This is a genomic window from Kitasatospora sp. NPDC097605 (assembly GCF_040302725.1).
Lineage (GTDB): Bacteria > Actinomycetota > Actinomycetes > Streptomycetales > Streptomycetaceae > Kitasatospora.
Genome location: NZ_JBEOSF010000038.1, coordinates 66222 through 87192, shown reverse-complemented (window position 1 = coordinate 87192; position 20971 = coordinate 66222). Strand labels below are relative to the sequence as shown.

The window sequence follows — 20971 nt, the reverse complement described above, 5'->3', positions numbered from 1 at the left end:
CCCCCGCGGTCCGCGAACACTGAACGAGGAGGAACGGGTGGCCCTGCTGACCCGCATTCGGGGACCGCGCGATCTCGACCGGCTCACGCCCGGACAGCTGGCCGCCCTGGCCCAGGAGATCCGGACCTTCCTGGTGACCGAGGTCTCCAAGACGGGCGGCCACCTCGGTCCGAACCTCGGCGTGGTGGAGCTCACCATCGCGCTGCACCGGGTGTTCGACTCCCCGCGCGACCGCATCCTCTTCGACACCGGCCACCAGAGCTACGTCCACAAGCTGCTCACCGGCCGCCAGGACTTCTCCGGGCTGCGCTCCAAGGGCGGCCTGTCCGGCTACCCGTCGCGGGCCGAGTCCGAGCACGACGTGATCGAGAATTCGCACGCCTCCACCGTGCTCTCCTACGCCGACGGCCTGGCCAAGGCCAACCAGCTGCTCGGCAAGAACGACCCGGTGGTGGCCGTGATCGGCGACGGCGCGCTGACCGGCGGCATGGCCTGGGAGGCGCTCAACAACATCGCCGACGCGAACGACCGCCCGGTGGTCATCGTCGTCAACGACAACGAGCGCTCCTACTCGCCCACCATCGGCGGCATGGCCAACCACCTCGCCACCCTGCGCACCACCCAGGGCTACGAGCGCTTCCTCTCCTGGGGCAAGGACGCGCTGCAGCGCACCCCGGTGGTCGGCCAGCAGCTCTTCGAGACCCTGCACGGCGCCAAGAAGGGCCTGAAGGACTTCATCGCCCCGCAGGGCATGTTCGAGGACCTCGGCCTCAAGTACATCGGCCCGATCGACGGCCACGACCTCACCGCCCTGGAGTCCGCGCTCACCAAGGCGCGCGGCTTCGGCGGCCCGGTGATCGTGCACTGCCTCACCGAGAAGGGCCGCGGCTACCACGCCGCCGAGAACAACGACGAGGACCGCTTCCACGCGGTCGGCGTGATCCACCCGGAGACCGGCCTGCCGATCAAGAGCTCCGGCAAGGACTGGACCTCGGTCTTCGCCGAGGAGATGGTGGAGCTCGGCCGCGAGCGCGAGGACATCGTCGGCATCACCGCCGCGATGCTCCACCCGGTGGGCCTGGCCCCGTTCGCCGAGGCCTTCCCGGACCGCATCTTCGACGTCGGCATCGCCGAGCAGCACGCCGTCACCAGCGCGGCCGGCCTGGCCACCGGCGGGCTGCACCCGGTCTTCGCGGTCTACGCGACCTTCCTCAACCGGGCCTTCGACCAGGTGCTGATGGACGTCGCCCTGCACAGGCTGGGCGTCACCTTCGTGCTCGACCGCTCCGGTGTCACCGGCAGCGACGGCGCCTCGCACAACGGCATGTGGGACATGTCGATCCTGCAGGTCGTCCCCGGCCTGCGGCTCGCCGCCCCGCGCGACGCCGACCAGCTGCGCGCCCAGCTGCGCGAGGCCGTCGAGGTCAAGGACGCCCCGACCGTGGTCCGCTACTCCAAGGGCACCGTCGGCCCGGCCGTCCCGGCGGTCGGCAAGGTCGGTGGCATGGACCTGCTGCGGGTCGACCCGGAGGCGGAGGAGGGCCGCCGGGCCGATGTGCTGATCGTCTCGGTCGGCGCGCTCGCCCCGATGTGCCTGGAGGTGGCCGACCTGCTGGCCGCCCAGGGCATCAGCTCGACCGTGGTGGACCCGCGCTGGGTCAAGCCGGTCGACCCGGCGCTGCCCGGCCTGGCCGCCGAGCACCGGGTGGTCGTCACGGTCGAGGACAACGGCCGGGTCGGCGGGGTCGGCGCGGCGATCGCCCAGGCGCTGCGCGACGCGGACGTGGACCTGCCGCTGCGCGACTTCGGCATCCCGCAGGAGTTCCTGGACCACGCCACCAGGCCCGAGATCCTCGCCGAGATCGGTCTCACCGCCCCGGACGTCGCCCGCCAGGTGACCGCCCTGGTCTCCCGCCTCGACGTCGCCGTCGAGGCCTGACCGCCCCGGACCGTCCCGCCCCGGGCCGTTTGCGACAGCTCTGCAACAGTCGTCACGCTCCGGGGCTGATAATCGCACCAAAGGCGGGACCGGCGCTGCCCGCGCCGATCCCGCCCGGTAGGTTGTCATCCGTGCCGACCCCCATCCGATCCCGCCTGACCGCGCTCGCCGAGCGCCTGCCCTTGGGGGTGCCCCCGGCCGACGGCTGGGAGCGATTGAGGACCGGCTACTGGACGCGGCTGGTGCCGCTGCTGGCCCTGGTCGCCCTGCTCACCCACCTGCCGTCCTTCGTCCGCCCGGTCTGGAGCCCCGACGAGGGCTTCCTGGCCACCCAGGCCCGGATGCTCGCCGACGGCGGCGTGCTCTACGACACCGTGGTGGACCGCAAGCCGCCGCTGCTGCCCTGGCTCTACCAGGCCTGCTTCGCGGTCTTCGGCTCGGCCTCGCTCTGGCCGCTGCGCACCCTGGCGGTGGTCGCCCACCTGGTCACCGCGATCCTGCTGGCCTCGATCGCCCGCGGCCGCTGGGGCGACCGGGCCGGCGTCGGGGCGGGGCTGCTCTACCTGCTGGTCTCCATCGGGCTCTCCCCGGAGGACACCCAGGCGGCGACCTTCGAGGTCTTCATGCTGCCCGCCATGGTGGCCGCCTTCCGCTACGCCGAGCGCCGGCGCTGGCTGGCCGCCGGCATCGCGGTGGCGCTCTGCTCACTGACCAAGCAGACCGGCGGCGCGGTGCTGCTGCCGGTGCTCTGGATGCTCCTCCAGGACGCCCGCCGGCGCGGCGTGCGCTGGGTCCCCGCCCTGCTCAAGATCGGCTTCGGCTTCACCCTGCCGATAGCGCTGGTCGCGGTGATCCTCACCAAGCCCAAGGGCTTCCTGTTCTGGGTGGTCACCGGCAGCGGCGACTACGCCACCGTCGGCGGCGCCTGGCTGCAGATGCTCGGCCGGGCGCTCGGCAACTCGGTGATCCTGCTCGGCGCCGGCCTCGGCTTCCTGCTGCCGGTCGGCCGCCGGCTCTGGCTGAAGCACCGGCACCGCCCGCTGCCGGTCGCCGGCGAGGAGCACGGCTCCACCACCGACCTGTGGATGTGGCTGCTCTCCTCGGTCGTCGCGGTCAGCATGGGCTTCCACTTCTTCGGCCACTACTACCTCCAGCTGATGCCGCCGCTGGTGCTGCTGGGCACCGGCGCGATCGCCACCTCGGCCATCCGCTGGAAGCCCGTCCTGGTGTACACCACGGCCGCCGCCACGGTCTTCTGGGGCCTGGCGCTGGCCTGGCCGGGGGAGCGGCTGGACCGCACCACCGAGGTCGCCACCGCGGTCGCCGCGCAGACCACCCCCAAGGACACCGTGCTGGTCTGGGGCATGCACCCGGAGCTGTACTGGCTCGCCGACCGCAAGCCGGCCACCCGCTACCTCACCGCGGGCTTCCTGACCAACTACAGCGGCGGCAAGGACGGCAGCGCCAACGTCGGCGAGCAGTTCTCGATGGCCAACGCCTGGCAGACCTTCGACCAGGAGATCGCCAAGGGCCTGCCCGAGGTCGTCGTCGACGACTCCGGCCTCGCGCCCTACCAGCCCGGCATGATCCCGAAGATCGAGAACCTGCTGGAGACCCACTACGAGATGGTCGGCGTCTTCGCCGACACCGTTGTCTACCGCCTCAAGCGCTGAGCCGCCCCGCCCCTCCCCCCGGGGCGTGGCGGCACCACGGAAAGGGCCCCGGTGACCAGAGCGGTCACCGGGGCCCTTTCCGTGCTCGTGGCTAGGCGGGCACCGAGGCCGCACCCGGGACCAGGAAGCGCTTGCCGTTCACCCGCTCCGAGACGCCCTCACGGTCCAGGTACGGGGTGATCCCGCCCAGGTGGAAGGGCCAGCCGGCGCCGGTGATCATGCAGAGGTCGATGTCCTGCGCCTCGGCGACGACACCCTCCTCCAGCATCAGGCCGATCTCCTGCGCCACCGCCTCCAGGGCGCGGGCCAGGACCTGCTCCTCGGTCAGCACGGTGTCGCCGAAGGAGAGCAGCTCCAGCACCTCGGGGTCGAGGACCTGCTTGCCGTCCACCCAGGTGTAGAAGCCGCGCTTGCCGGCCTTGACCACCTTGCCGAGGTTCTCGGAGACGGTGAACCGCTCCGGGAACGCGCCGTGCAGGGTCTCCGAGACGTGCAGGGCGATGGCCGGGCCGACCAGCTCCAGCAGCACGATCGGGGACATCGGCAGGCCGAGCGGCTCGACGCCCTTCTCGACGGTGGCGATCGGGGTGCCCTCGTCGATGATGTTCTGGATCTCGCCCATGAAGCGGGTCAGGATCCGGTTGACCACGAACGCCGGGGCGTCCTTGACCAGCACCGAGGTCTTCTTCAGCTTCTTCGAGACGCCGAAGGCGGTGGCCAGCGAGGCGTCGTCGGTCTTCTCGCCGCGGACGATCTCCAGCAGCGGCAGGATCGCGACCGGGTTGAAGAAGTGGAAGCCGACGACCCGCTCCGGGTGCTTCAGCTTGGAGGCCATCTCGGTGACCGACAGCGAGGAGGTGTTGGTCGCCAGCACACAGGTCGGCGAGACCACGTTCTCCAGGTCCGCGAAGACGGTCTGCTTGACGCCCATCTCCTCGAACACGGCCTCGATGACGAAGTCGGCGTCGCCGAAGGCCGCGGCCTTGTCCAGCGAGCCGGAGACCAGGCCCTTGAGGCGGTTGGCCTTGTCCTTGCCGATCCGGCCCTTCTCCAGCAGCTTGTCGATCTCGGCGTGGACGTAGCCGACGCCCTTGTCGACGCGCTCCTGGTCGATGTCGGTGAGGACCACCGGCACCTCCAGACGGCGGGCGAACAGCAGCGCCAGCTGCGAGGCCATCAGACCGGCGCCGACGACGCCGACCTTGGAGACCGGGCGGGCCAGTGCCTTGTCCGGGGCGCCGACCGGGCGCTTGGCCCGGCGCTGCACCAGGTTGAAGGCGTAGATGCCGCTGCGCAGCTCGCCGCCCATGATGAGGTCGGCCAGCGCCGCGTCCTCGGCGTCGAAGCCGGCCTGCAGGTCCTCGTCCTTGACCTGGGCGATGATATCCAGCGCCCGGTACGCGGCCGGGGCCGCCCCGTGCACCTTGGCGTCGGCGACCAGCCGGCCCCAGGCGACGGCGTCGTCCCAGGCCTTGCCGCGGTCGACCGCCTCGCGCTCGACGACCACGTCGCCCTTGAGGACGCGGGCCGCCCAGAGCAGCGACTGCTCCAGGAAGTCGGCCGGCTCGAAGATCGCGTCGGCGATCCCCAGCTCGAACACGTCCTTGCCCTTGAGCTGCTTGTTCTGCGCCATCGAGTTCTCGATGATGACCTTGACGGCCTTCGCCGGGCCGATCAGGTTCGGCAGGATGGTGCAGCCGCCCCAGCCGGGGACGAGGCCGAGGAAGACCTCGGGCAGCGAGAACGCCGGGACGCCCGCCGACACCGTGCGGTAGTCGCAGTGCAGGCCGACCTCGACGCCGCCGCCCATCGCCGCGCCGTTGTAGAAGGCGAAGGTCGGGACGGGCAGCGCGGCGATCCGCTTGAAGACCTCGTGGCCGCCCTTGCCGATGGCCAGCGCATCCGCGTGCTCCTTGAGCAGCTCGACGCCCTTGAGGTCGGCGCCGACCGCGAAGATGAACGGCTTGCCGGTGATCGCGGCACCGACGATGGTGCCCTCGGCGGCCTCCGCCTCGACCTGGTCCAGCGCCTCGTCCAGCTTGAGCAGCGAGCCCGGGCCGAAGGTGGTCGGCTTGGTGTGGTCGAAGCCGTTGTCCAGGGTGATCAGCGCCAGCCGGCCGGCCTGCAGCGGCAGGTCCAGGTGGCGCACGTGCGCGGTGGTGACGACCTCGCCGGGGAAGAGCGTGGCGCCGCGGGTCAGCAGCTCAGTCGTGGTGCTCATGCTCACTTACCACCCTCGAAGTGCGGGTTCTCCCAGATGACGGTGCCGCCCATGCCGAAGCCGATGCACATCGTGGTGAGGCCGTAGCGGACGTCCGGGCGCTGCTCGAAGCGGCGGGCCAGCTGGTTCATCAGGCGCACGCCGGAGGAGGCCAGCGGGTGGCCGAACGCGATCGCGCCGCCGTACGGGTTGACCCGCTCGTCGTCGTCCGCGATGCCGTAGTGGTCCAGGAACGCCAGCACCTGGACGGCGAAGGCCTCGTTGACCTCGAACGCGCCGATGTCGTCGATGGTCAGGCCGGCCTTGGCCAGCGCCTTCTCGGTGGCCGGCACCGGGCCGATGCCCATCACCTCGGGCTCGACGCCCGCGAAGGCGTACGAGACCAGGCGCATCCTGACCGGCAGGCCCAGCTCCTCGGCCACGTCCTCGGCGGCCAGCAGCGAGGCGGTGGCGCCGTCGTTGAGACCGGCCGAGTTGCCCGCGGTGATGTTGCCGTGCGGACGGAACGGGGTCTTCAGACCGCGCAGGTTGTCCATCGTGGTGCCCGGGCGCATCGGCTCGTCCACGGTGGCCAGGCCCCAGCCGGTCTCGCCGACCTCGGGGTTGGTGTTGCGGACCGAGATCGGCACCAGGTCGGGCTGGATGTCGCCGTTGGCGTACGCCTTGGCGGCCTTCTCCTGCGAGCGCACGGCGTAGGCGTCGCAGCGCTCCTTGGTCAGGTGCGGGAACCGGTCGTGCAGGTTCTCCGCGGTCATGCCCATGAACAGGGCGGACTCGTCGACGAGCTTCTCGGAGACGAAGCGCGGGTTCGGGTCGACGCCCTCGCCCATCGGGTGGCGGCCCATGTGCTCGACGCCGCCGGCCACGACCACGTCGTACGCGCCGAAGGCGATGCCGCCGGCGGTGGTGGTCACGGCGGTCAGCGCGCCGGCGCACATGCGGTCGATCGCGTAGCCGGGGACGGACTTCGGCAGGCCGGACAGCAGCGCGGCGGTGCGGCCGATCGTCAGACCCTGGTCGCCGATCTGCGTGGTGGCCGCGATGGCGACCTCGTCGATGCGCTCGACGGGCAGGTTCGGGTTACGACGCACGAGTTCCCGGATGCACTTGACGACCAGGTCGTCGGCGCGCGTCTCGTGGTAGATGCCCTTCGGGCCGGCCTTGCCGAACGGGGTGCGGACGCCATCGACGAAGACGACGTCCCTCGCGGTACGAGGCACGGGGGCTCTCCTCCCAGGGACCAACGGTTCAGGTGGGCAGGCTGCCGCTCACCATCGCACGAGGGGACGTGAGCGGCGCCGCTTGTCCGCCATGCTACCCGCCGGTAACCAACCTGCCCAGGCCCGTCGCCCGCTTCCGGCAGTGTGTCCCGCGACACGTTGGGCTTCCCACGGGAAAGGGGATGCCGCCCTGCCCGGGCGGCATCCCCTTCTCCGTCCATCTTCCCGCTCAGCTCTGCTGCGCCGCCGTGGCCGCCGTGGCCGCCGTGGCGAAGGCGGTGGCCATCGCCGGGGCGACCAGGTCGACCTGCCACTGGCGGGCACCCAGCCGGCGCAGCGCCGCGGCCACGTTGGCCGCCGAGGCGTCGGCCGGCGGCTCCCAGGACACCCGGCGGACCAGGTCCGGGGTGATCAGGTTCTCGGCCGGCAGGTGGTGGCGCTCGGCCAGCTCGCTGACGGCGGCGCGCGCCCCGCTCAGCCGGGCGGCCGCCACCGGGTCCTTCTCGGCCCAGGCACGCGGCGGCGGCGGGCCGTCGTGCGGCGCGGCGGCCGGCGGCAGCTGGTTCTCCGGCACCTCCCGCCCGCGCTGGACGGCGGCCAGCCACTGCTCCAGCTGACGCCGGTGCACCCGGGGCCCGAAGCCCTGGACGCCCTGCAGTGCGGCGATGTTCAGCGGCATGGCCAGCGCGGCGTTGACGATCGCGGCGTCCGACAGGATCCGGCCCGGCGAGACGTCCCGCTCCTGCGCCATCCGGTCGCGGGCCAGCCACAGCTCGCGCACCACGGCCAGCTGGCGGCGCCGGCGCACCTTGTGCAGCTGCGAGGTGCGGCGCCAGGGGTCGGTCCGCGGGGCCGGGCGGGGGGCGGCGGCGATCGCCGCGAACTCCTCCAGGGCCCAGTCGAGTTTGCCCTGGGCGTCCAGCTCCCGTTCGAGTGCGTTGCGCAGCTCGACCAGCACCTCGACGTCCAGAGCGGCGTAGCGGAGCCACGGCTCGGGCAGCGGGCGGGTGGACCAGTCGACCGCGGAGTGCTCCTTGGCCAGGCTCAGCCCGAGCACGCTCTCGGTCATCGGTCCGAGTCCGACCCGGGCGAAGCCGGCGATCCGCCCGGCCAGCTCGGTGTCGAACAGGCGCTGGGGTCTCATGCCCACCTCGGCCAGGCAGGGCAGGTCCTGGGTGGCGGCGTGCACCACCCACTCGGTGTCCGCGAGGGCCGCGCCCAGCTCACCGAGGTCGGGGCAGGCGATCGGGTCGATCAGCGCGGTACCGGCGCCCGCGCGGCGCAGCTGGATGAGGTACGCCCGCTGGCCGTAGCGGTAGCCGGAGGCCCGCTCGGCGTCGACGGCGACCGGTCCGGTTCCCGCGGCGAAGGCGGCGAGGGTGGCGGCCAGCGCCTGCTCGTCCGCCACGACCGGAGGGATCCCCTCCTTCGGTTCGAGGAGCGGGACCGGGGCTGCTTCTTCTGGGATGGCTGCTACGGCGTCGGTCACCCACCAAGGGTACGACGGTCCCCGCGACCGGGAGTGTTGTCGGACTGGTCAGACCGACGCCGGGGCCGCCGGAAGGTCCGGGGGAGCGCGCCCGGGTTCCGCGCAGCACGCCGCGGCGGCCCCGGAGGAAACGTTCCTCCTGAGCCGCCGCAGCGGTGGGTGCGTCAGTGGATGATGCCGGTGCGCAGCGCGACCGCGACCATCCCGGCGCGGTCGCCGGTGCCGAGCTTGCGGGCGATCCGGGCGAGGTGGCTCTTCACGGTGAGCGCCGAGAGGCCCATGGCCACGCCGATCGCCTTGTTCGACTGGCCCTCGGCGACCAGCCGCAGCACCTCCACCTCGCGCCCGGAGAGCTCCCGGTACGCGGCCTGCTGCGCGCCCGGCGCACCGTGCGCCCCGGGAGCGCCCGGCGCCCCGTGCGCGCCCGGCATGCCCGGCATGCCCGGCATTCCGGGCCGGCGCATCCGCCCGGCCAGCCCGGCGGCGCCGAGCGGCAGGCCGGGGCGGCCCGGCATGGCGACATTGGTGCGGGTACCGGTGACCACGTAGCCCTTGACGCCGCCGGCCAGCGCGCTGCGGACGGCGCCGATGTCGTCGGCGGCGGAGAGCGCCAGCCCGTTGGGCCAGCCGGCCGCGCGGGTCTCGGCGAGGATGGTGAGTCCGGAGCCGTCGGGGAGGTGGACGTCGGCGACGCAGATGTCGCGCGGGGTGGAGACCCGGGGACGGGCCTCGGCGATCGAGGACACCTCGATCACGTCCCGGACGCCGAGCGCCCAGAGGTGACGGGTGACGGTGTTTCGGACGCGGGGATCGGCGATGACCACCATGGCGGTGGGCTTGGTCGGGCGGTAGGCGACCACGTTTGCGGGGTGCTCAAGAAGGACCGACACCAGGCCTCCTGCAGGAGTGGCGGACGGAACCCCGAGGGGGCGGTCGGAGTGTTCCGCGTTGGGAAAGGGTCACAGTCTGCTTCGGCAGCATCCGTGCCCGGCTTTAGCGAAAGATCACGATCTAGTGAGTCACAATACGGACAAATCGCGCAGATGACTGATGCGACATGCCTGGAATTCGTACAAAATCGATCAGATCCTGCGCAAAACGGTCGGTTCCGAGCACGTTATTGACGCAGAGCCGTCCCGAAGTCACACTCCGTCAGCCTTGGGGGTGGCGACGCGTCCACCGGTGACGCCGCGGCGGGCGCCACTCCTCAGTGCGAACGGGGGCGTCGCCGCGCCGGCATCGGGACCACTCCACCGAGTGACGTGACGTCCGCCGGGGCGTGCGGGGACGGGGCGGCCGGCGGCAGGCCCGCGCTGATGCAGAGCAGGTCCCCCCAGGCCGCCAGGTGCCGCTCGAAGCGGCCGTCGGCCGGCGTCCAGGACGCCCGGATCTCGATCTCGGTGCTCGACGGGCGGTCCGCCAGCCCGCCGAAGTACTGCGAGGCGCAGAGCGTCACCGTGCCGGACGGCTCCGCGTACCCGGCGCCGTGCGCCTGCATCGCGTCGAGCAGCCAGGCCCAGCCGACCTCGGAGAGCATCGGGTCGCCGGCCATCTCCGGCTCCAGCTCGGCCCGGGTCATGGTGACCACCCGGAAGTCCCCGTTCCAGGCCTCCTGCCCGGCGGGGTCGTGCAGCAGCACCAGCCGGCCGTCGGCCAGCTCCTCGCCGTCCACCTCGACGGAGGCGGTCAGCGCGAAGGAGTACGGCGCCAGCCGGCGGGGCGCGGGCGCGGCGGAGAGGACGAGCTCGGGGCGCAGCCGGGCCTCGGAGAGCGCCTCCACGGCAGCCCGGAACTCGCTCGGCGCCGCCTCCCGACCCGTTCCGCCACTTGCTCCGCCACCCTGTGCGGGGTGCCCTCCGACCGCTGCCATGACCCGAAGACTAGGTCGAAAACGCGGGTAATCGCCGCAACTTCTTCCCGCGCGGCGCGCCGGGACGGCAATCCGGCCAGATCTTGGAGGAACCGACGAGACCACCGGAGCGGCGGGGCCCGGACCGCGTGCGAAGATTTGGAGCGTGAGCGAGACGACGGCAGACACCACGGCAGCCACCCCGGCAGTCCCCCCGACCGGTGCCACCCCCGGTCAGCAGCCCGACGCGCGCCGCGGCGCCGCGTACGACTCGGCGTTCCTGCGCGCCTGCCGGCACGAGCCGGTACCGCACACCCCGGTGTGGTTCATGCGCCAGGCCGGTCGCTCGCTGCCCGAGTACCTGAAGGTCCGCGAGGGCATCCCCATGCTGGAGTCCTGCATGCGGCCCGAGCTGGTCAAGGAGATCACCCTCCAGCCGGTGCGCCGGCACAAGGTGGACGCGGCGATCTTCTTCAGCGACATCGTGGTGCCGCTCAAGGCGATCGGCATCGACGTCGACATCAAGCCCGGCATCGGTCCGGTCATCGCCGACCCGATCCGCACCGCCGAGGACCTCCAGCGGCTGCGCCCGCTGGAGCCGGACGACGTCCCCTACATCACCGAGGCCGTCGGCCTGCTCGTCGACGAGCTCGGCTCCACCCCGCTGATCGGCTTCGCCGGCGCCCCCTACACGCTGGCCAGCTACCTGGTCGAGGGCGGGCCGTCCAAGAACCACGAGAACACCAAGGCCATGATGTACGGCCGGCCGGAGCTGTGGGCCGCGCTGGTCGACCGGCTGGCCGACATCACCTCCGCCTTCCTCAAGGTGCAGATCGAGGCCGGCGCCTCCGCCGTCCAGCTCTTCGACTCCTGGGTCGGCGCGCTCGCCCCGGACGACTACCGCCGCTCGGTCATGCCGGCCAGCACCAAGGTGTTCGACGCGGTCGCCGGCTACGGCGTGCCGCGGATCCACTTCGGCGTCGGCACCGGCGAGCTGCTCGGCCTGATGGGCCAGGCCGGCGCCGACGTGGTCGGCGTCGACTGGCGGGTGCCGCTGAACGTCGCCGCCGAGCGGGTCGGCCCCGGCAAGGGCCTGCAGGGCAACCTCGACCCGGCGGTGCTGTTCGCGCCGACCCGCGCCGTCGAGACCAAGGCCCGCGAAGTGCTGCACGCCGCCCAGGCGCTCGGCACCAGCGGCCACATCTTCAACCTCGGCCACGGCGTGCTGCCCAGCATGGACCCGGACGCGCTCTCCCGCCTGGTCGCCTTCGTGCACGAGGCCAGCGCCCGCTGACCCACCGCGATGACGGCGGGCCCCTCCGGCTTCCCGGAGGGGCCCGCACTCGTCAGGGCGTGGGCCGCTCCTGGTCCTGGCCGCCCTGCGCGGCCTGGTCGTCCCGGCCGTCCGGCTGGGCGGGCTGGTCGGGCGCGTAGGGCGCCGGCGGGACGGCGGGGCGGGCCGGCTTCCGGCGCCGGCGAAACGCCCACACCACCGCCGCCACCGGCGCCGCGACCAGCAGGAACGGCAGCAGCGCGGCCACCGCCACGAAGAGCCCGCGCACGATGAGGAACAGCACGCGCCAGCCGCCGTACAGCGCCGAGCCGACCGACGCCCAGAAGCCGTCCTTCTTCTCCGGGGCCAGCGCGTCCGGCTGGGCGCCGGCCAGCGGCGGGCGGACGTCCAGGGTGATGGTGGACAGCGAGGTCTTCGCCGACAGCTCCTTCACCTGCTTCTGCAGCGACTCCAGGTCCGCCTCCCGGCGGCTCAGCTCGCTCTCCAGGCTGACGACCTCGGCCAGCGTCTTCGCCTGCGCCATCAGCGCCCGCACCCGGTCCACGCTCGCCTGCTGGCTCTGCATCCGGCTGTTGACGTCCGCGACCTGCTGGGTCAGGTCCTCGGCCTGGCTGCGCCGGGAGACCACCTCGCCGAGTCCGGCCAGCGTGTCCAGCGTCTGCTGGAAGGCCGCCGAGGGCACCTTCACGGTGATCTGCCCGCTCCGCACGGCGCCGCCCGGCTCGGCCCCGTCGCCCCGGCCGCTGGTGGTCTCGCTCGCCACATAGCCGTTCGCGGCGACCGCCAGCGCGCGGGCCCGCGCCAGCGCCTCGTCCACCTGCGCCGCCCGCACCGTCAGCTGCGCCGAGTACGCGATCTGCCGGGCGTCCACCACCGGGGCCGTGGGCGCCGAGGGCGGCGCCGCCGAGGCGGCCACCTCCGGCGCCCCCACGGCGGAGTCCCCCTTGGCCGCCTCCCCGGCGGCGGCCTGGGCCGGGGCGGCCGCCGACATGTCCTTGGCGCTCCCGCCGTCCCGCTCCGCACTGCACCCCGCGACCAGCGCCGCCGTCACGGCCACCGCCGCCAGCGCCCCGGCTCTCCGCCGTCCTCCACCCACCGTCGGGCCCTCCCCTTGTCGACTGTCCGGCGCCCCCAGCGGAGCGCTCGCACCATTCGACGGGCGCGGGCCCGGATCGGACCCGCCCGGGAGGTCGCAACTCGATCACGGCTCGGCTGCGGACCGGACAAGGCGTCAGACGGCCTCCACCGCGATCCCCGCCCGCCGCAGCAGCGCCGCCGTCACCCCGTCACCGGGCCGCAGCGTCCCGCCGAACGTCCCGTCGTACACCTGCCCGCAGCCGCAGGACGGACTGCGCGCCATCAGCACCGCCCGCCGCGCCCCCGCCGCCTCGGCGGCGGCCAGCGCGGCCCGCGCCCCGGCCGTGAACTCCTCGGTGCGGTCCGCCCCGGTCGCGTCCACCACCCGCGCCCGCCCGTCCAGCACGTCCGCCCCGTCCCCGCCCACGATCTCCGCCGCCGGCCGCGGCGTCGGCAACCCGCCCGCCCCCTCCGGACACACCACGACCGCCCGCCCCTCCGCCACCAGCCCGACGGCCACCTCCGCCGTCTTCGCCCGCCCGTCGTACCGGCACGGCACCCCGGCCAGACACGCACTCACCAGCACCTTCTCCTCGGCGCCCTCGAACGCCACCGTCCCGTTCACCACCGGTCCCACCTCTCCCGATCCGCACCTCTGTCGCGGGCGGCCGGCCGCCGTGGTCGACACCGACCCGCTTCACCCGTCAGCTCCACCACGGAGGATTCCCCTCATCGAGGCCGCGCCGGAGTGGCTAGCGTACGGCCGTGTCCGAACCGGCCGACCGGAGGTACCCGCCCCGCGTCGAGGGGTGGTTCACCGAGGACCTCGACCGCCTGCCTCATGATGTCCGCGCAGCGTTCCTGGCACAGCCGAGCGGTGACCGGCCTGACCGCGGCCCTGGAGGACCTCGTGCCGGACGGCTTCCTGGCCGAGCGCGAGATGACGATCAAGCCGGGTCGTCGTGGGCGTCGAGTACGACCAGGACCGCATGTACTTCGACGCGAGCGACGTGACTCCCGTCGTGGAGGTCGTCTCCCCCGGATCGGCCCACCGCGACCGCGTCGTCAAGCGCGGAAGTACGCCGAGGCCGGGATCCCGCACCACTACGACCTCGATGCCCTCGTCCCCGCCCCCAGGGCGAAGCGTGCAGCGGATTGAGGCAAAGGTGTAGGAACCTGCGAGACTGCGAGGCATGGCGCAAGCACATGTCGTGGTGATCGGCGGCGGTATCGCGGGACTGACCGCTGCCGCCGTGCTCGGTGGGGGTGCGGGGGAGCCGGCGCGGGCGCGGGTGACGCTGCTGGAGGCGTCGGAGCGGCTCGGCGGGAAGCTGTGGGGCGGTGAGGTCGGCGGGGTCCGGGTGGACCTCGGGGCCGAGTCGATGCTCGCCCGGCGGCCGGAGGCGGTCGAGCTGGCGCGGGCGGTCGGGCTCACTGAGCAGCTGGAGCCGCCGACCACCGCCAAGGCCGCGATCTGGACCAGGGGCGGGCTGCGGCCGCTGCCCGGCGGGCAGGTCATGGGCGTCCCCGGGAACCTCGCCGCGCTGGCGGACTCCGGGGTGCTGAGCCCCGAGGGGCTGGAGCGGGCCCGGCACGAGGTGGCCGGGGAGGCGGTCGCGGACGATGTCGCGATCGGCCGCTACGTCGCCGAGCGGCTCGGCCGGGAGGTCGTGGACCGGCTGGTGGAGCCGCTGCTGGGCGGCGTCTACGCCGGGCACGCCGACGAGATCTCGCTGCGCGCCGCAGTGCCCGCGCTGCTGCCGGTGGCCCGGGGCGGCGGCTCGCTGCTCGACGGGGTGCGCGAGCTGACCGACCGGCCGCAGACCGCCGGCACCCCCGTCTTCCAGGGACTGCGCGGCGGCCTCGGCACCCTGCCCACGGCGGTCGCCGCGGCCTGCGCGGAGGCCGGCGTCGAGCTGCGCACCCGCACCGCGGTCACCGGGCTGCGGCGCACCCCCGACGGCTGGCGGGTGACCACCGGCGACGGCGACACCCTGGACGCGGCCGCCGTCGTGCTGGCCGTGCCCGCCCCCGCCGCCGCCCGGCTGCTGCGCGCCGACGCGCCGGCCGCGGCCACCGAGCTGGACGGCGTCGAGTACGCCGGGATGGCCCTGGTCACCCTGGCCTTCCGCCGCGCCGACCTGCCCGAGCCCCCGGCCGGCAGCGGTTTCCTCGTCCCGCCGGTGGACGGCCGCCGGATCAAGGCCTCGACGTTCTCCTCCAACAAATGGGGCTGGCTGGAGCGCTCGGCCCCGGACACCTTCGTGCTGCGCACCTCGCTGGGGCGGCTGCACGAGGAGGAGCCGCTGGAGCTGGACGACGAGGAGCTGGTCGCCCGCTCGCTGGGCGACCTGGGCGAGGCGATCGGCCTGACCGCCCGCCCCTACGACACCGCCGTCACCCGCTGGCGGGCCGGACTGCCGCAGTACCCGGTCGGCCACCTGGACCGGGTGGCCCGGATCCGGGCGGCCGCTGACCGGGCCGGCGCGCTGGCGCTGTGCGGGGCGGCGTACGACGGCGTGGGCATCCCGGCGTGTATCGCGAGCGCCCGGGCGGCCGTCGCCGGGCTCGACCGAGTGCTGACCCCGCTGGCCGGGGCGAACGTGAACGAGAGGACAATGGGCGCATGACTGAGACCGTTGAGCAGCAGGCCGCCGAGCAGCCCGCGAAGAAGAAGGCGCGGGACCTGAACCAGGTCATCCGCTACACCATGTGGTCGGTGTTCAAGCTCAAGGGCGCCCTGCCCGAGGACCGCACCGGTCTGGCCGCCGAGGTCGACGAGCTGTTCGCCCAGCTCGCCGCCAAGGACGTCACCGTGCGCGGCACGTACGACGTGTCCGGTCTGCGCGCCGACGCCGACATCATGGTCTGGTGGCACGCCGAGGACTCCGACGACCTCCAGGAGGCGTACAACCGCTTCCGCCGCACCGGCCTCGGCCGGCTGCTGGAGCCGGTCTGGTCGAACATGGCGCTGCACCGCCCGGCGGAGTTCAACAAGTCGCACATCCCGGCGTTCCTCGCCGACGAGCGCCCGCGCGACTACGTCTGCGTCTACCCCTTCGTCCGCTCCTACGAGTGGTACCTGCTGCCGGACGCCGAGCGGCGCGCGATGCTCGCCGAGCACGGCCAGATGGCGCGCGGCTACCCGGACGTGCGGGCCAACACGGTCGCCTCGTTCGCGCTGGGCGACTACGAGTGGCTGCTCGCCTTCGAGGCGGACGAGCTGCACCGGATCGTGGACCTGATGCGCGACCTGCGCCCGTCCCGCGCCCGGCTGCACGTCCGCGAGGAGGTGCCGTTCTTCACCGGCCGCCGCAAGCCGCTCGCCGAGCTGGTCAACGGCCTGGTCTGAGCACGCGGCGCACCCGAGGAGGGGCCCCGTCCACGTCGGACGGGGCCCCTTCCGGCGTCAGTGCCTCCGCAGGGCGGCGCGGAGCCGGGCGTCCGGGAGGGCGGCGGGGCCGTTCATGGCGACGGCGGTGAGCAGCTCGCGCTCGTCGTCGTCGGTGAGCCCGTGCTGGCGCGGCGGGCGGACCTCGCGCAGCACCTCCTGGCCGACCGGCGAGGCCCAGCGGGTGTAGGGGTAGACGTCGATCCGGGCCATCAGCAGGGTGCCGGAGGTGAGCACCAGCGGCAGCGAGAACCAGGCCAGCGGGGTGAGCACGTCACCCTCCAGCAGGCCGCCGACGATCAGCGCGACGACCAGCAGCACCATGGTGAGCAGCAGCGCCTGCCGGACCTGCCGGACCACCAGCACGGTGTGCCGCTGGACGGCCGCCGGGGTGGCGAGGCCGGCCAGCGACAGCCGGCTGCCGATCTCCAGCACGGTGGGGTGGGCGGCCATCGCCGCCCGCAGGTCGTCGGTGCGGCACTGGCCCTCCGGGCCGACGGTGGCGATCACCGCGCGTTCCAGCCGGCTGCGGCCGCGCGGGTCGACCACCGTGGTCCAGCCGGTGTGGGCGAGGTGCAGCCGGCCCCGGGAGGCCATCAGGACGAGGGCGAGCTCGACGACCCGGTCCGGTCCGCCGGCCAGGTAGGCCGTCTCGTACAGCCCGATGCCGACCGCCTCGGGCGGCCGGGGGCCTTCCTGCCCGGTGAGCGCGTCGGCGGCGGCGGTCATCCGGACCAGCCGGATGCAGGAGAGCACCGCGGCGACGCAGGCCGGGAGCAGGAAGAGCAACCACATGGGGTTGTTGTAGTCCCGGCCGCGCCGCACGCGGAACGTGTTCCCGGAGCGCGATACCGAACTGTGACGTCCGGTGGTCCGGTCGGTGGCGTCAGGAACCGCCGCAGCCTCCGCCGCAGCTGGAGCCGCAGCTCGACGACGAGGAGGAGCCGCAGCCGGAGGAGGAGCCCGAGGAGCAGCTGGACCCGGAGCCCGAGGAGCCGCAGCCGCTGCTCCCGCCGCAGCTCGAACCCGAGGAGCCCGAGGAGCCGGAGTCGGAGGACGAGCCGGAGTCGGAGGAGGAGCCGCACCAGACGGCCGGACCGGAGCAGCTGGAGCCCGAGGAGCCCGAGGAGCCCGAGGTGCCGGAGGAGCCCGCGGTGGACGAGGAGGCGGAGTAGCCGGTCGCCTTGGCGGTCTGGTCGGCGACCGCCGCGGCGAGCAGCGCCTCGTGGAGCTCCGCGTCGGCGAACTCGGCGGTGCCGACGGCGGCCAGGCCGCCGAGCGCGATCGCGCCGAGCAGGGCGGCGTCGGCGTTGCGGGCCCCGTGGCGGGGCGTCCACGGCTTGCCGGTGTCCACCAGCCCGAGCTGGCGGCGCCCGGCCGGGGAGATCCGGCCCTTGGGCGGCCGGGTGGCCAGCAGGGAGACCAGGCCGACGACGAGCAGCAGCAGCGGGATCCACAGCGCGGGCCGGTCGTAGCCGGGCTCGTCGGAGTCGAGCAGATAGGCCCCGGCGGTGAAGGCCGCCGCGACCAGCAGCGCCAGCCAGATCATCCGGTGCGCGGTCCGCGCCCGGCGCAGCTTGACCGGGTTGCGCAGCAGGCCCCGGCCGGCGAGCTCGTCACCGATCGCCTGGACGCTCGGCGAGCGCATCACGGCGACGCGCAGCTCGCCGAGGTCGCGGTTGCGGGTCGGGCCGATCGCGTCCACGATCTCGCGCTCGACCTTGTCGTACGGCTTGTCGGTGGTGAGGGTGACCAGCCGGGCGCGGCTGACCACGACGTGGCCGGCCCGGTGCATCCGGACCAGGGCGGTGTCGAAGACCCGGCCGGGGCCTCCGGCGAGGAAGGCGGCGTCGAGCAGCGGTATGCCCCGGCCGGGCAGCCCCTTGGGGTTGGGGACGCGCTGGGCGGCCTGCCGGGTCCGGGACGCCCACACGACGGCGGCGGCCAGCAGGACGGCGGGGACGAGGTAGTAGGCGTTGTGCCACATGGGCGGTTCCCCCGGGTGGTGAGACGTGGTTCCCGGCGCGCGCGGCGCCGTGGTTCGGTCGGTGCTGGGGTGCGGTGCGGGCCGCGTCGCTCAGGCGTCGCGGCCGGGGCGTAGGACGCGCCGCAGCCGGGCGAGCGGGCCCGGTGGCCGCTCGGGGGCCGGATCGAGCCACCGCGCCAGCGCGGTGCGGGCGTCGGCGTCCAGGCCCTCGCCCTCGGCGAGCGCCCAGGCGGCGAAGGCCCGGGCGTCGGCGCGGTAGCCGCCGGTCTGCGGGTGGCTGCGGGCGTAGGCGAGGAACAGCGGGCCGTACCGGGTGCCGAGCAGGCGGGGCAGGGCCGGGGCGACCTTGGCGGCGGTGTCGCGCCGCTTGGCGGCCAGGCCGGTGGCCTGGGCGCGCACCTGCGCGGGGTCGAAGCCGGGCGGCACCGGGCCGCCGGCCACCAGGGCGGCGAGCAGCCCGGCCTGCCGGGCGGCGAGCCGGGCGCGGGCGGCGTCGGTGTCCGGGCCGGAGCCGGTGAGGGGGCCGGTCACCGGGTGCCACCGCCGTCCAGGACCCGCCGGATGGCGTCGAGTTCGGCGGCCAGCTCGGCGGGCGGCGGGAACGCGGCGTCGCGCTCCAGCAGCACCCCGGGCGGGGCGGTCCGCGCGCACAGCTCGGCCAGCACCTCCAGCACCGGTTCGGTGACCGGGTGGGCGTGGGTGTCGTGCCAGACGCCGTCGACCATGGTGCCGCCGGCGACGTGGACGTAGGCGAGCGCCTCCAGCGGCAGGCGGTCCAGCTCGGCGGCCGGGTCGACGCCGAGGTTGACCCGGTTGGTGTGCAGGTTGGCGACGTCGATCAGCAGCCGGACGCCGGTCCGCTCGACCAGCTCGGCGAGGAACTGCCCCTCGGTCAGCTCGTCATCCGGCCAGGCCAGCTGGGCGGCGATGTTCTCCAGGGCCAGCGGCACCGGCAGCTGGTCCTGGGCGATCCGGACGTTCTCGGCGATCACCCGCAGGGCGTCGCGCGAGCGCGGCACCGGCAGCAGGTGGCCGGCCTCCAGGCCGCCGGCCCGGACGAACGCCAGGTGCTCGGTGACCAGCGGGGAGCCGAGCGCCCCGGCGGTCCCGGCGAGCCGGGCGAGGCGGGCCGGGTCGGGCCGGTCGGCGCCGCCGAGGCCGAGCCCGACGCCGTGCGGGACGACGGTGAGGCCGCGGTCGAGCAGGATCCGCAGGGACTCCGGGAGGTGGCCGGCGCAGATGTTCTCGGCGACCACCTCGACCCAGTCCAGGCCGGGCTGCCGTTCGACCACGGTGTCGATCTCGCTGCGCCAGCCGAGGCCGACGCCGAGCCGGCGCGCGGTGCCGGCGGCGGGCGTGGGGCCGGCCGTGGGCGCGGTGCCGGCGGCGGGCGTGGTGCCGGTGGTGCGGTCGGCGCCCGTCGTCGGTGCGGGCGTGTGCTGCTCTTCGGCGTGCAGGGCCGGGGAGGTCATCGGTGCGCCCCCTTCGGAGGGCCGGGTGGGAAAGCCGTCGGTCGGCCGGGCCTCGTCGCCGCGGCCGCCGGGCTGTGCTGGTGAGCATGTCCCCGGGCGCCGCGGTTGCCAAGCCTCGTCCGGTCATCTCAGAGCATTACTTGAGCTTGGCGTTGCGTCAATGAGCGATCTCCCACCGGGGGCGGTCGCATCGCCGCAGGTGGGGGCCGTGCCGGCGGGGAAAACCGGGAGCGGACCGGCCGCCCGACGGCCTACTGTGACGCTCCTATGACGACTTTGACGATTCGTGACTTCCGCCCCGACGACGCCGAGGCGGTCGCGGCGGCCCACCGCGCCGGGCGCGAGCACCTGGTGCAGTCGCCCGCGATGTTCGCCTGGCGCGCCGAGCACCAGCCGAAGGGCTCCCACTACCGCGTCCTGGTCGCCGAGCTGGACGGCCGGGTGGTCGGCGCGGTCCGCTGCGGGGTGGCCGTCGGCACCACCATGACCGGTGTCGGCCACGCCAACGGCAGCGTGCTGCCCGAGTACCGGCGGCGCGGGGCCTTCACCGCCCTGCTGGCCGCCGCCGAGCGGCACCTGGCCGGGCACGGCGTCGCCGAGCTGCACGGCTGGGTGGACGACGAGCCCGGTTCGCGCGCCTTCGCGGAGGCCCGCGGCTTCACCGCCGGCCGGACCGCCCACTTCGGGGCCCGGGACCTCACCGTCCCGCTGCCGCCGGCCCCGCCGCTGCCGGCCGGCGTCGAACTGCGCCCGGCGAGCGACTTCGCGGCCGACCCGTACCCGGTCTTCCTGGTCGACGCGGACGCGGCCCGGGACGAGCCGGGCGAGGTCGTGCTGGACGCCACCGAGTACGACGAGTGGCTGGCGGGGGAGTGGAACCGCCCGGACCTCGACCACGAGCTGACCGTGGTCGCCGTCGTCGACGGCCGGCCGGCCGCGTTCAGCCTCGCCACCACGGACGGCGCGGACCGCTACTGGTCGGCCTTCACCGCCTGCCGCCGGGAGTACCGCGGGCGGGGGCTGAGCAAGCTCGCCAAGCTGGAGTCGCTGCGCCGCGCCCGCGCCGCCGGTCTGCGGTACGCCTACACCTCCAACGACGCCGGCAACGCACCGATGCTCGCGATCAACGCCTGGCTGGGCTACCAGCGCTGCGCGAGCGAGCGGAAGCACATCAAGCGCCTGGACGGCTGAGCCGGCCCGGATCCGGTGACGGAGCGTGACAATCACTCCGCCGGACGGGTGAATCCGGTGCGTTCACCGGCGTGGGAGCGGGGTGGGACGCGGGCGCGGGAGTTCCCGGCGCCTCACGGGGCATCACATCGGCGCCGGCTGTTCGTGCCCGAGTCTTCCGCACGGGGG

At 74.1% G+C, this 20971-nt stretch carries 15 protein-coding genes and 2 pseudogenes; 7 read left to right on the top strand and 10 right to left on the bottom strand.

All coding sequences use genetic code 11. The features are described 5' to 3' along the window. Positions 1 to 37 precede the first annotated feature (37 nt). Both dxs and ABTX81_RS31665 read left to right on the top strand, forming a co-directional pair. Positions 38 to 1939 (top strand): 1-deoxy-D-xylulose-5-phosphate synthase, encoded by a 1902-nt coding sequence (gene dxs, locus ABTX81_RS31670; RefSeq protein WP_350552831.1) that lies wholly within the window; start codon positions 38 to 40, stop codon positions 1937 to 1939. Positions 1940 to 2070: 131 nt separating this feature from the next. Then, on the top strand, positions 2071 to 3612 hold the full coding sequence (locus ABTX81_RS31665) for an ArnT family glycosyltransferase (protein ID WP_350552830.1): 1542 nt from the start codon (positions 2071 to 2073) through the stop codon (positions 3610 to 3612). A 91-nt stretch (positions 3613 to 3703) separates the two neighbouring features. Here the strand turns inward: ABTX81_RS31665 and ABTX81_RS31660 are convergent, their stop codons facing one another. The 5 genes from ABTX81_RS31660 to ABTX81_RS31640 form a co-directional block, all read right to left on the bottom strand. Then, positions 3704 to 5833: a 3-hydroxyacyl-CoA dehydrogenase NAD-binding domain-containing protein gene (locus ABTX81_RS31660; protein WP_350552828.1), complete on the bottom strand. Its 2130-nt coding sequence runs from the start codon at positions 5831 to 5833 to the stop codon at positions 3704 to 3706. A gap of 2 nt (positions 5834 to 5835) precedes the next feature. Further along, complete coding sequence (locus ABTX81_RS31655) at positions 5836 to 7053, bottom strand: thiolase family protein (RefSeq protein ID WP_350552826.1); 1218 nt, start codon at positions 7051 to 7053, stop codon at positions 5836 to 5838. 229 nt (positions 7054 to 7282) lie between these two features. Next, a complete protein-coding gene (locus ABTX81_RS31650; protein WP_350552824.1) occupies positions 7283 to 8542 on the bottom strand; it encodes an HRDC domain-containing protein in 1260 nt (419 codons plus the stop codon). A 164-nt stretch (positions 8543 to 8706) separates the two neighbouring features. Further along, on the bottom strand, positions 8707 to 9432 hold the full coding sequence (locus ABTX81_RS31645) for a LuxR C-terminal-related transcriptional regulator (RefSeq protein ID WP_350552822.1): 726 nt from the start codon (positions 9430 to 9432) through the stop codon (positions 8707 to 8709). 317 nt (positions 9433 to 9749) lie between these two features. Continuing rightward, on the bottom strand, positions 9750 to 10412 hold the full coding sequence (locus ABTX81_RS31640) for a DUF3000 domain-containing protein (protein WP_350552820.1): 663 nt from the start codon (positions 10410 to 10412) through the stop codon (positions 9750 to 9752). Positions 10413 to 10671: 259 nt separating this feature from the next. Here ABTX81_RS31640 and hemE point away from each other — a divergent pair, with 259 nt between their 5' ends. Further along, a complete protein-coding gene (gene hemE, locus ABTX81_RS31635; RefSeq protein ID WP_350552849.1) occupies positions 10672 to 11685 on the top strand; it encodes a uroporphyrinogen decarboxylase in 1014 nt (337 codons plus the stop codon). Between the two features lie 52 nt (positions 11686 to 11737). Here hemE and ABTX81_RS31630 read toward each other — a convergent pair whose 3' ends face one another. Continuing rightward, complete coding sequence (locus ABTX81_RS31630) at positions 11738 to 12781, bottom strand: DUF4349 domain-containing protein (protein WP_350552818.1); 1044 nt, start codon at positions 12779 to 12781, stop codon at positions 11738 to 11740. Between the two features lie 135 nt (positions 12782 to 12916). After that, positions 12917 to 13390: a 2-thiouracil desulfurase family protein gene (locus ABTX81_RS31625; RefSeq protein WP_350552816.1), complete on the bottom strand. Its 474-nt coding sequence runs from the start codon at positions 13388 to 13390 to the stop codon at positions 12917 to 12919. Between the two features lie 137 nt (positions 13391 to 13527). Here ABTX81_RS31625 and ABTX81_RS31620 point away from each other — a divergent pair. From ABTX81_RS31620 to hemQ, 3 genes and pseudogenes are all read left to right on the top strand, one after another. Continuing rightward, positions 13528 to 13879, top strand: a pseudogene (locus ABTX81_RS31620) (Uma2 family endonuclease); the annotation flags it as partial. A gap of 76 nt (positions 13880 to 13955) precedes the next feature. After that, the gene (hemG, locus tag ABTX81_RS31615) at positions 13956 to 15392 is read left to right on the top strand and encodes a protoporphyrinogen oxidase (protein WP_350552814.1); all 1437 of its coding nucleotides are present in this window, start codon (positions 13956 to 13958) and stop codon (positions 15390 to 15392) included. Further along, positions 15389 to 16114, top strand: coding sequence for a hydrogen peroxide-dependent heme synthase (hemQ, locus tag ABTX81_RS31610; RefSeq protein WP_350552812.1), 726 nt, complete (start codon positions 15389 to 15391; stop codon positions 16112 to 16114). Before hemG ends, hemQ begins: the two co-directional genes overlap by 4 nt. 57 nt (positions 16115 to 16171) lie before the next feature. On the opposite strand, the gene ABTX81_RS31605 is transcribed toward hemQ, so the two are convergent. The 3 genes and pseudogenes from ABTX81_RS31605 to ABTX81_RS31595 all read right to left on the bottom strand — a co-directional run bounded on the left by ABTX81_RS31605 (position 16172) and on the right by ABTX81_RS31595 (position 19441). Then, entirely contained in the window at positions 16172 to 16948 is a 777-nt protein-coding gene (locus ABTX81_RS31605; RefSeq protein ID WP_350552810.1) for a TIGR04222 domain-containing membrane protein, read from the bottom strand. A 91-nt stretch (positions 16949 to 17039) separates the two neighbouring features. Then, positions 17040 to 18140: a TIGR04222 domain-containing membrane protein gene (locus tag ABTX81_RS31600; RefSeq protein WP_350552808.1), complete on the bottom strand. Its 1101-nt coding sequence runs from the start codon at positions 18138 to 18140 to the stop codon at positions 17040 to 17042. Positions 18141 to 18230: 90 nt separating this feature from the next. Continuing rightward, positions 18231 to 19441, bottom strand: a pseudogene (locus ABTX81_RS31595) (MbnB/TglH/ChrH family RiPP precursor modification enzyme). 438 nt (positions 19442 to 19879) lie between these two features. On the opposite strand from ABTX81_RS31595, the gene ABTX81_RS31590 reads away from it, so the two are divergent. Then, the gene (locus ABTX81_RS31590; RefSeq protein ID WP_350552806.1) at positions 19880 to 20803 is read left to right on the top strand and encodes a GNAT family N-acetyltransferase; all 924 of its coding nucleotides are present in this window, start codon (positions 19880 to 19882) and stop codon (positions 20801 to 20803) included. Positions 20804 to 20971: the final 168 nt, after the last annotated feature.

Bases quoted from the DNA above. Each gene is read 5' to 3' on its own strand.
- ABTX81_RS31600 (WP_350552808.1), bottom strand. From the start codon at position 18,140: ATGTGGCACAACGCCTACTACCTCGTCCCCGCCGTCCTGCTGGCCGCC.
- ABTX81_RS31640 (WP_350552820.1), bottom strand. From the start codon at position 10,412: ATGGCAGCGGTCGGAGGGCACCCCGCACAGGGTGGCGGAGCAAGTGGC.
- ABTX81_RS31590 (WP_350552806.1), top strand. From the start codon at position 19,880: ATGACGACTTTGACGATTCGTGACTTCCGCCCCGACGACGCCGAGGCG.
- ABTX81_RS31660 (WP_350552828.1), bottom strand. From the start codon at position 5,833: ATGAGCACCACGACTGAGCTGCTGACCCGCGGCGCCACGCTCTTCCCC.
- hemQ (WP_350552812.1), top strand. From the start codon at position 15,389: ATGACTGAGACCGTTGAGCAGCAGGCCGCCGAGCAGCCCGCGAAGAAG.
- ABTX81_RS31605 (WP_350552810.1), bottom strand. From the start codon at position 16,948: ATGTGGTTGCTCTTCCTGCTCCCGGCCTGCGTCGCCGCGGTGCTCTCC.
- hemG (WP_350552814.1), top strand. From the start codon at position 13,956: ATGGCGCAAGCACATGTCGTGGTGATCGGCGGCGGTATCGCGGGACTG.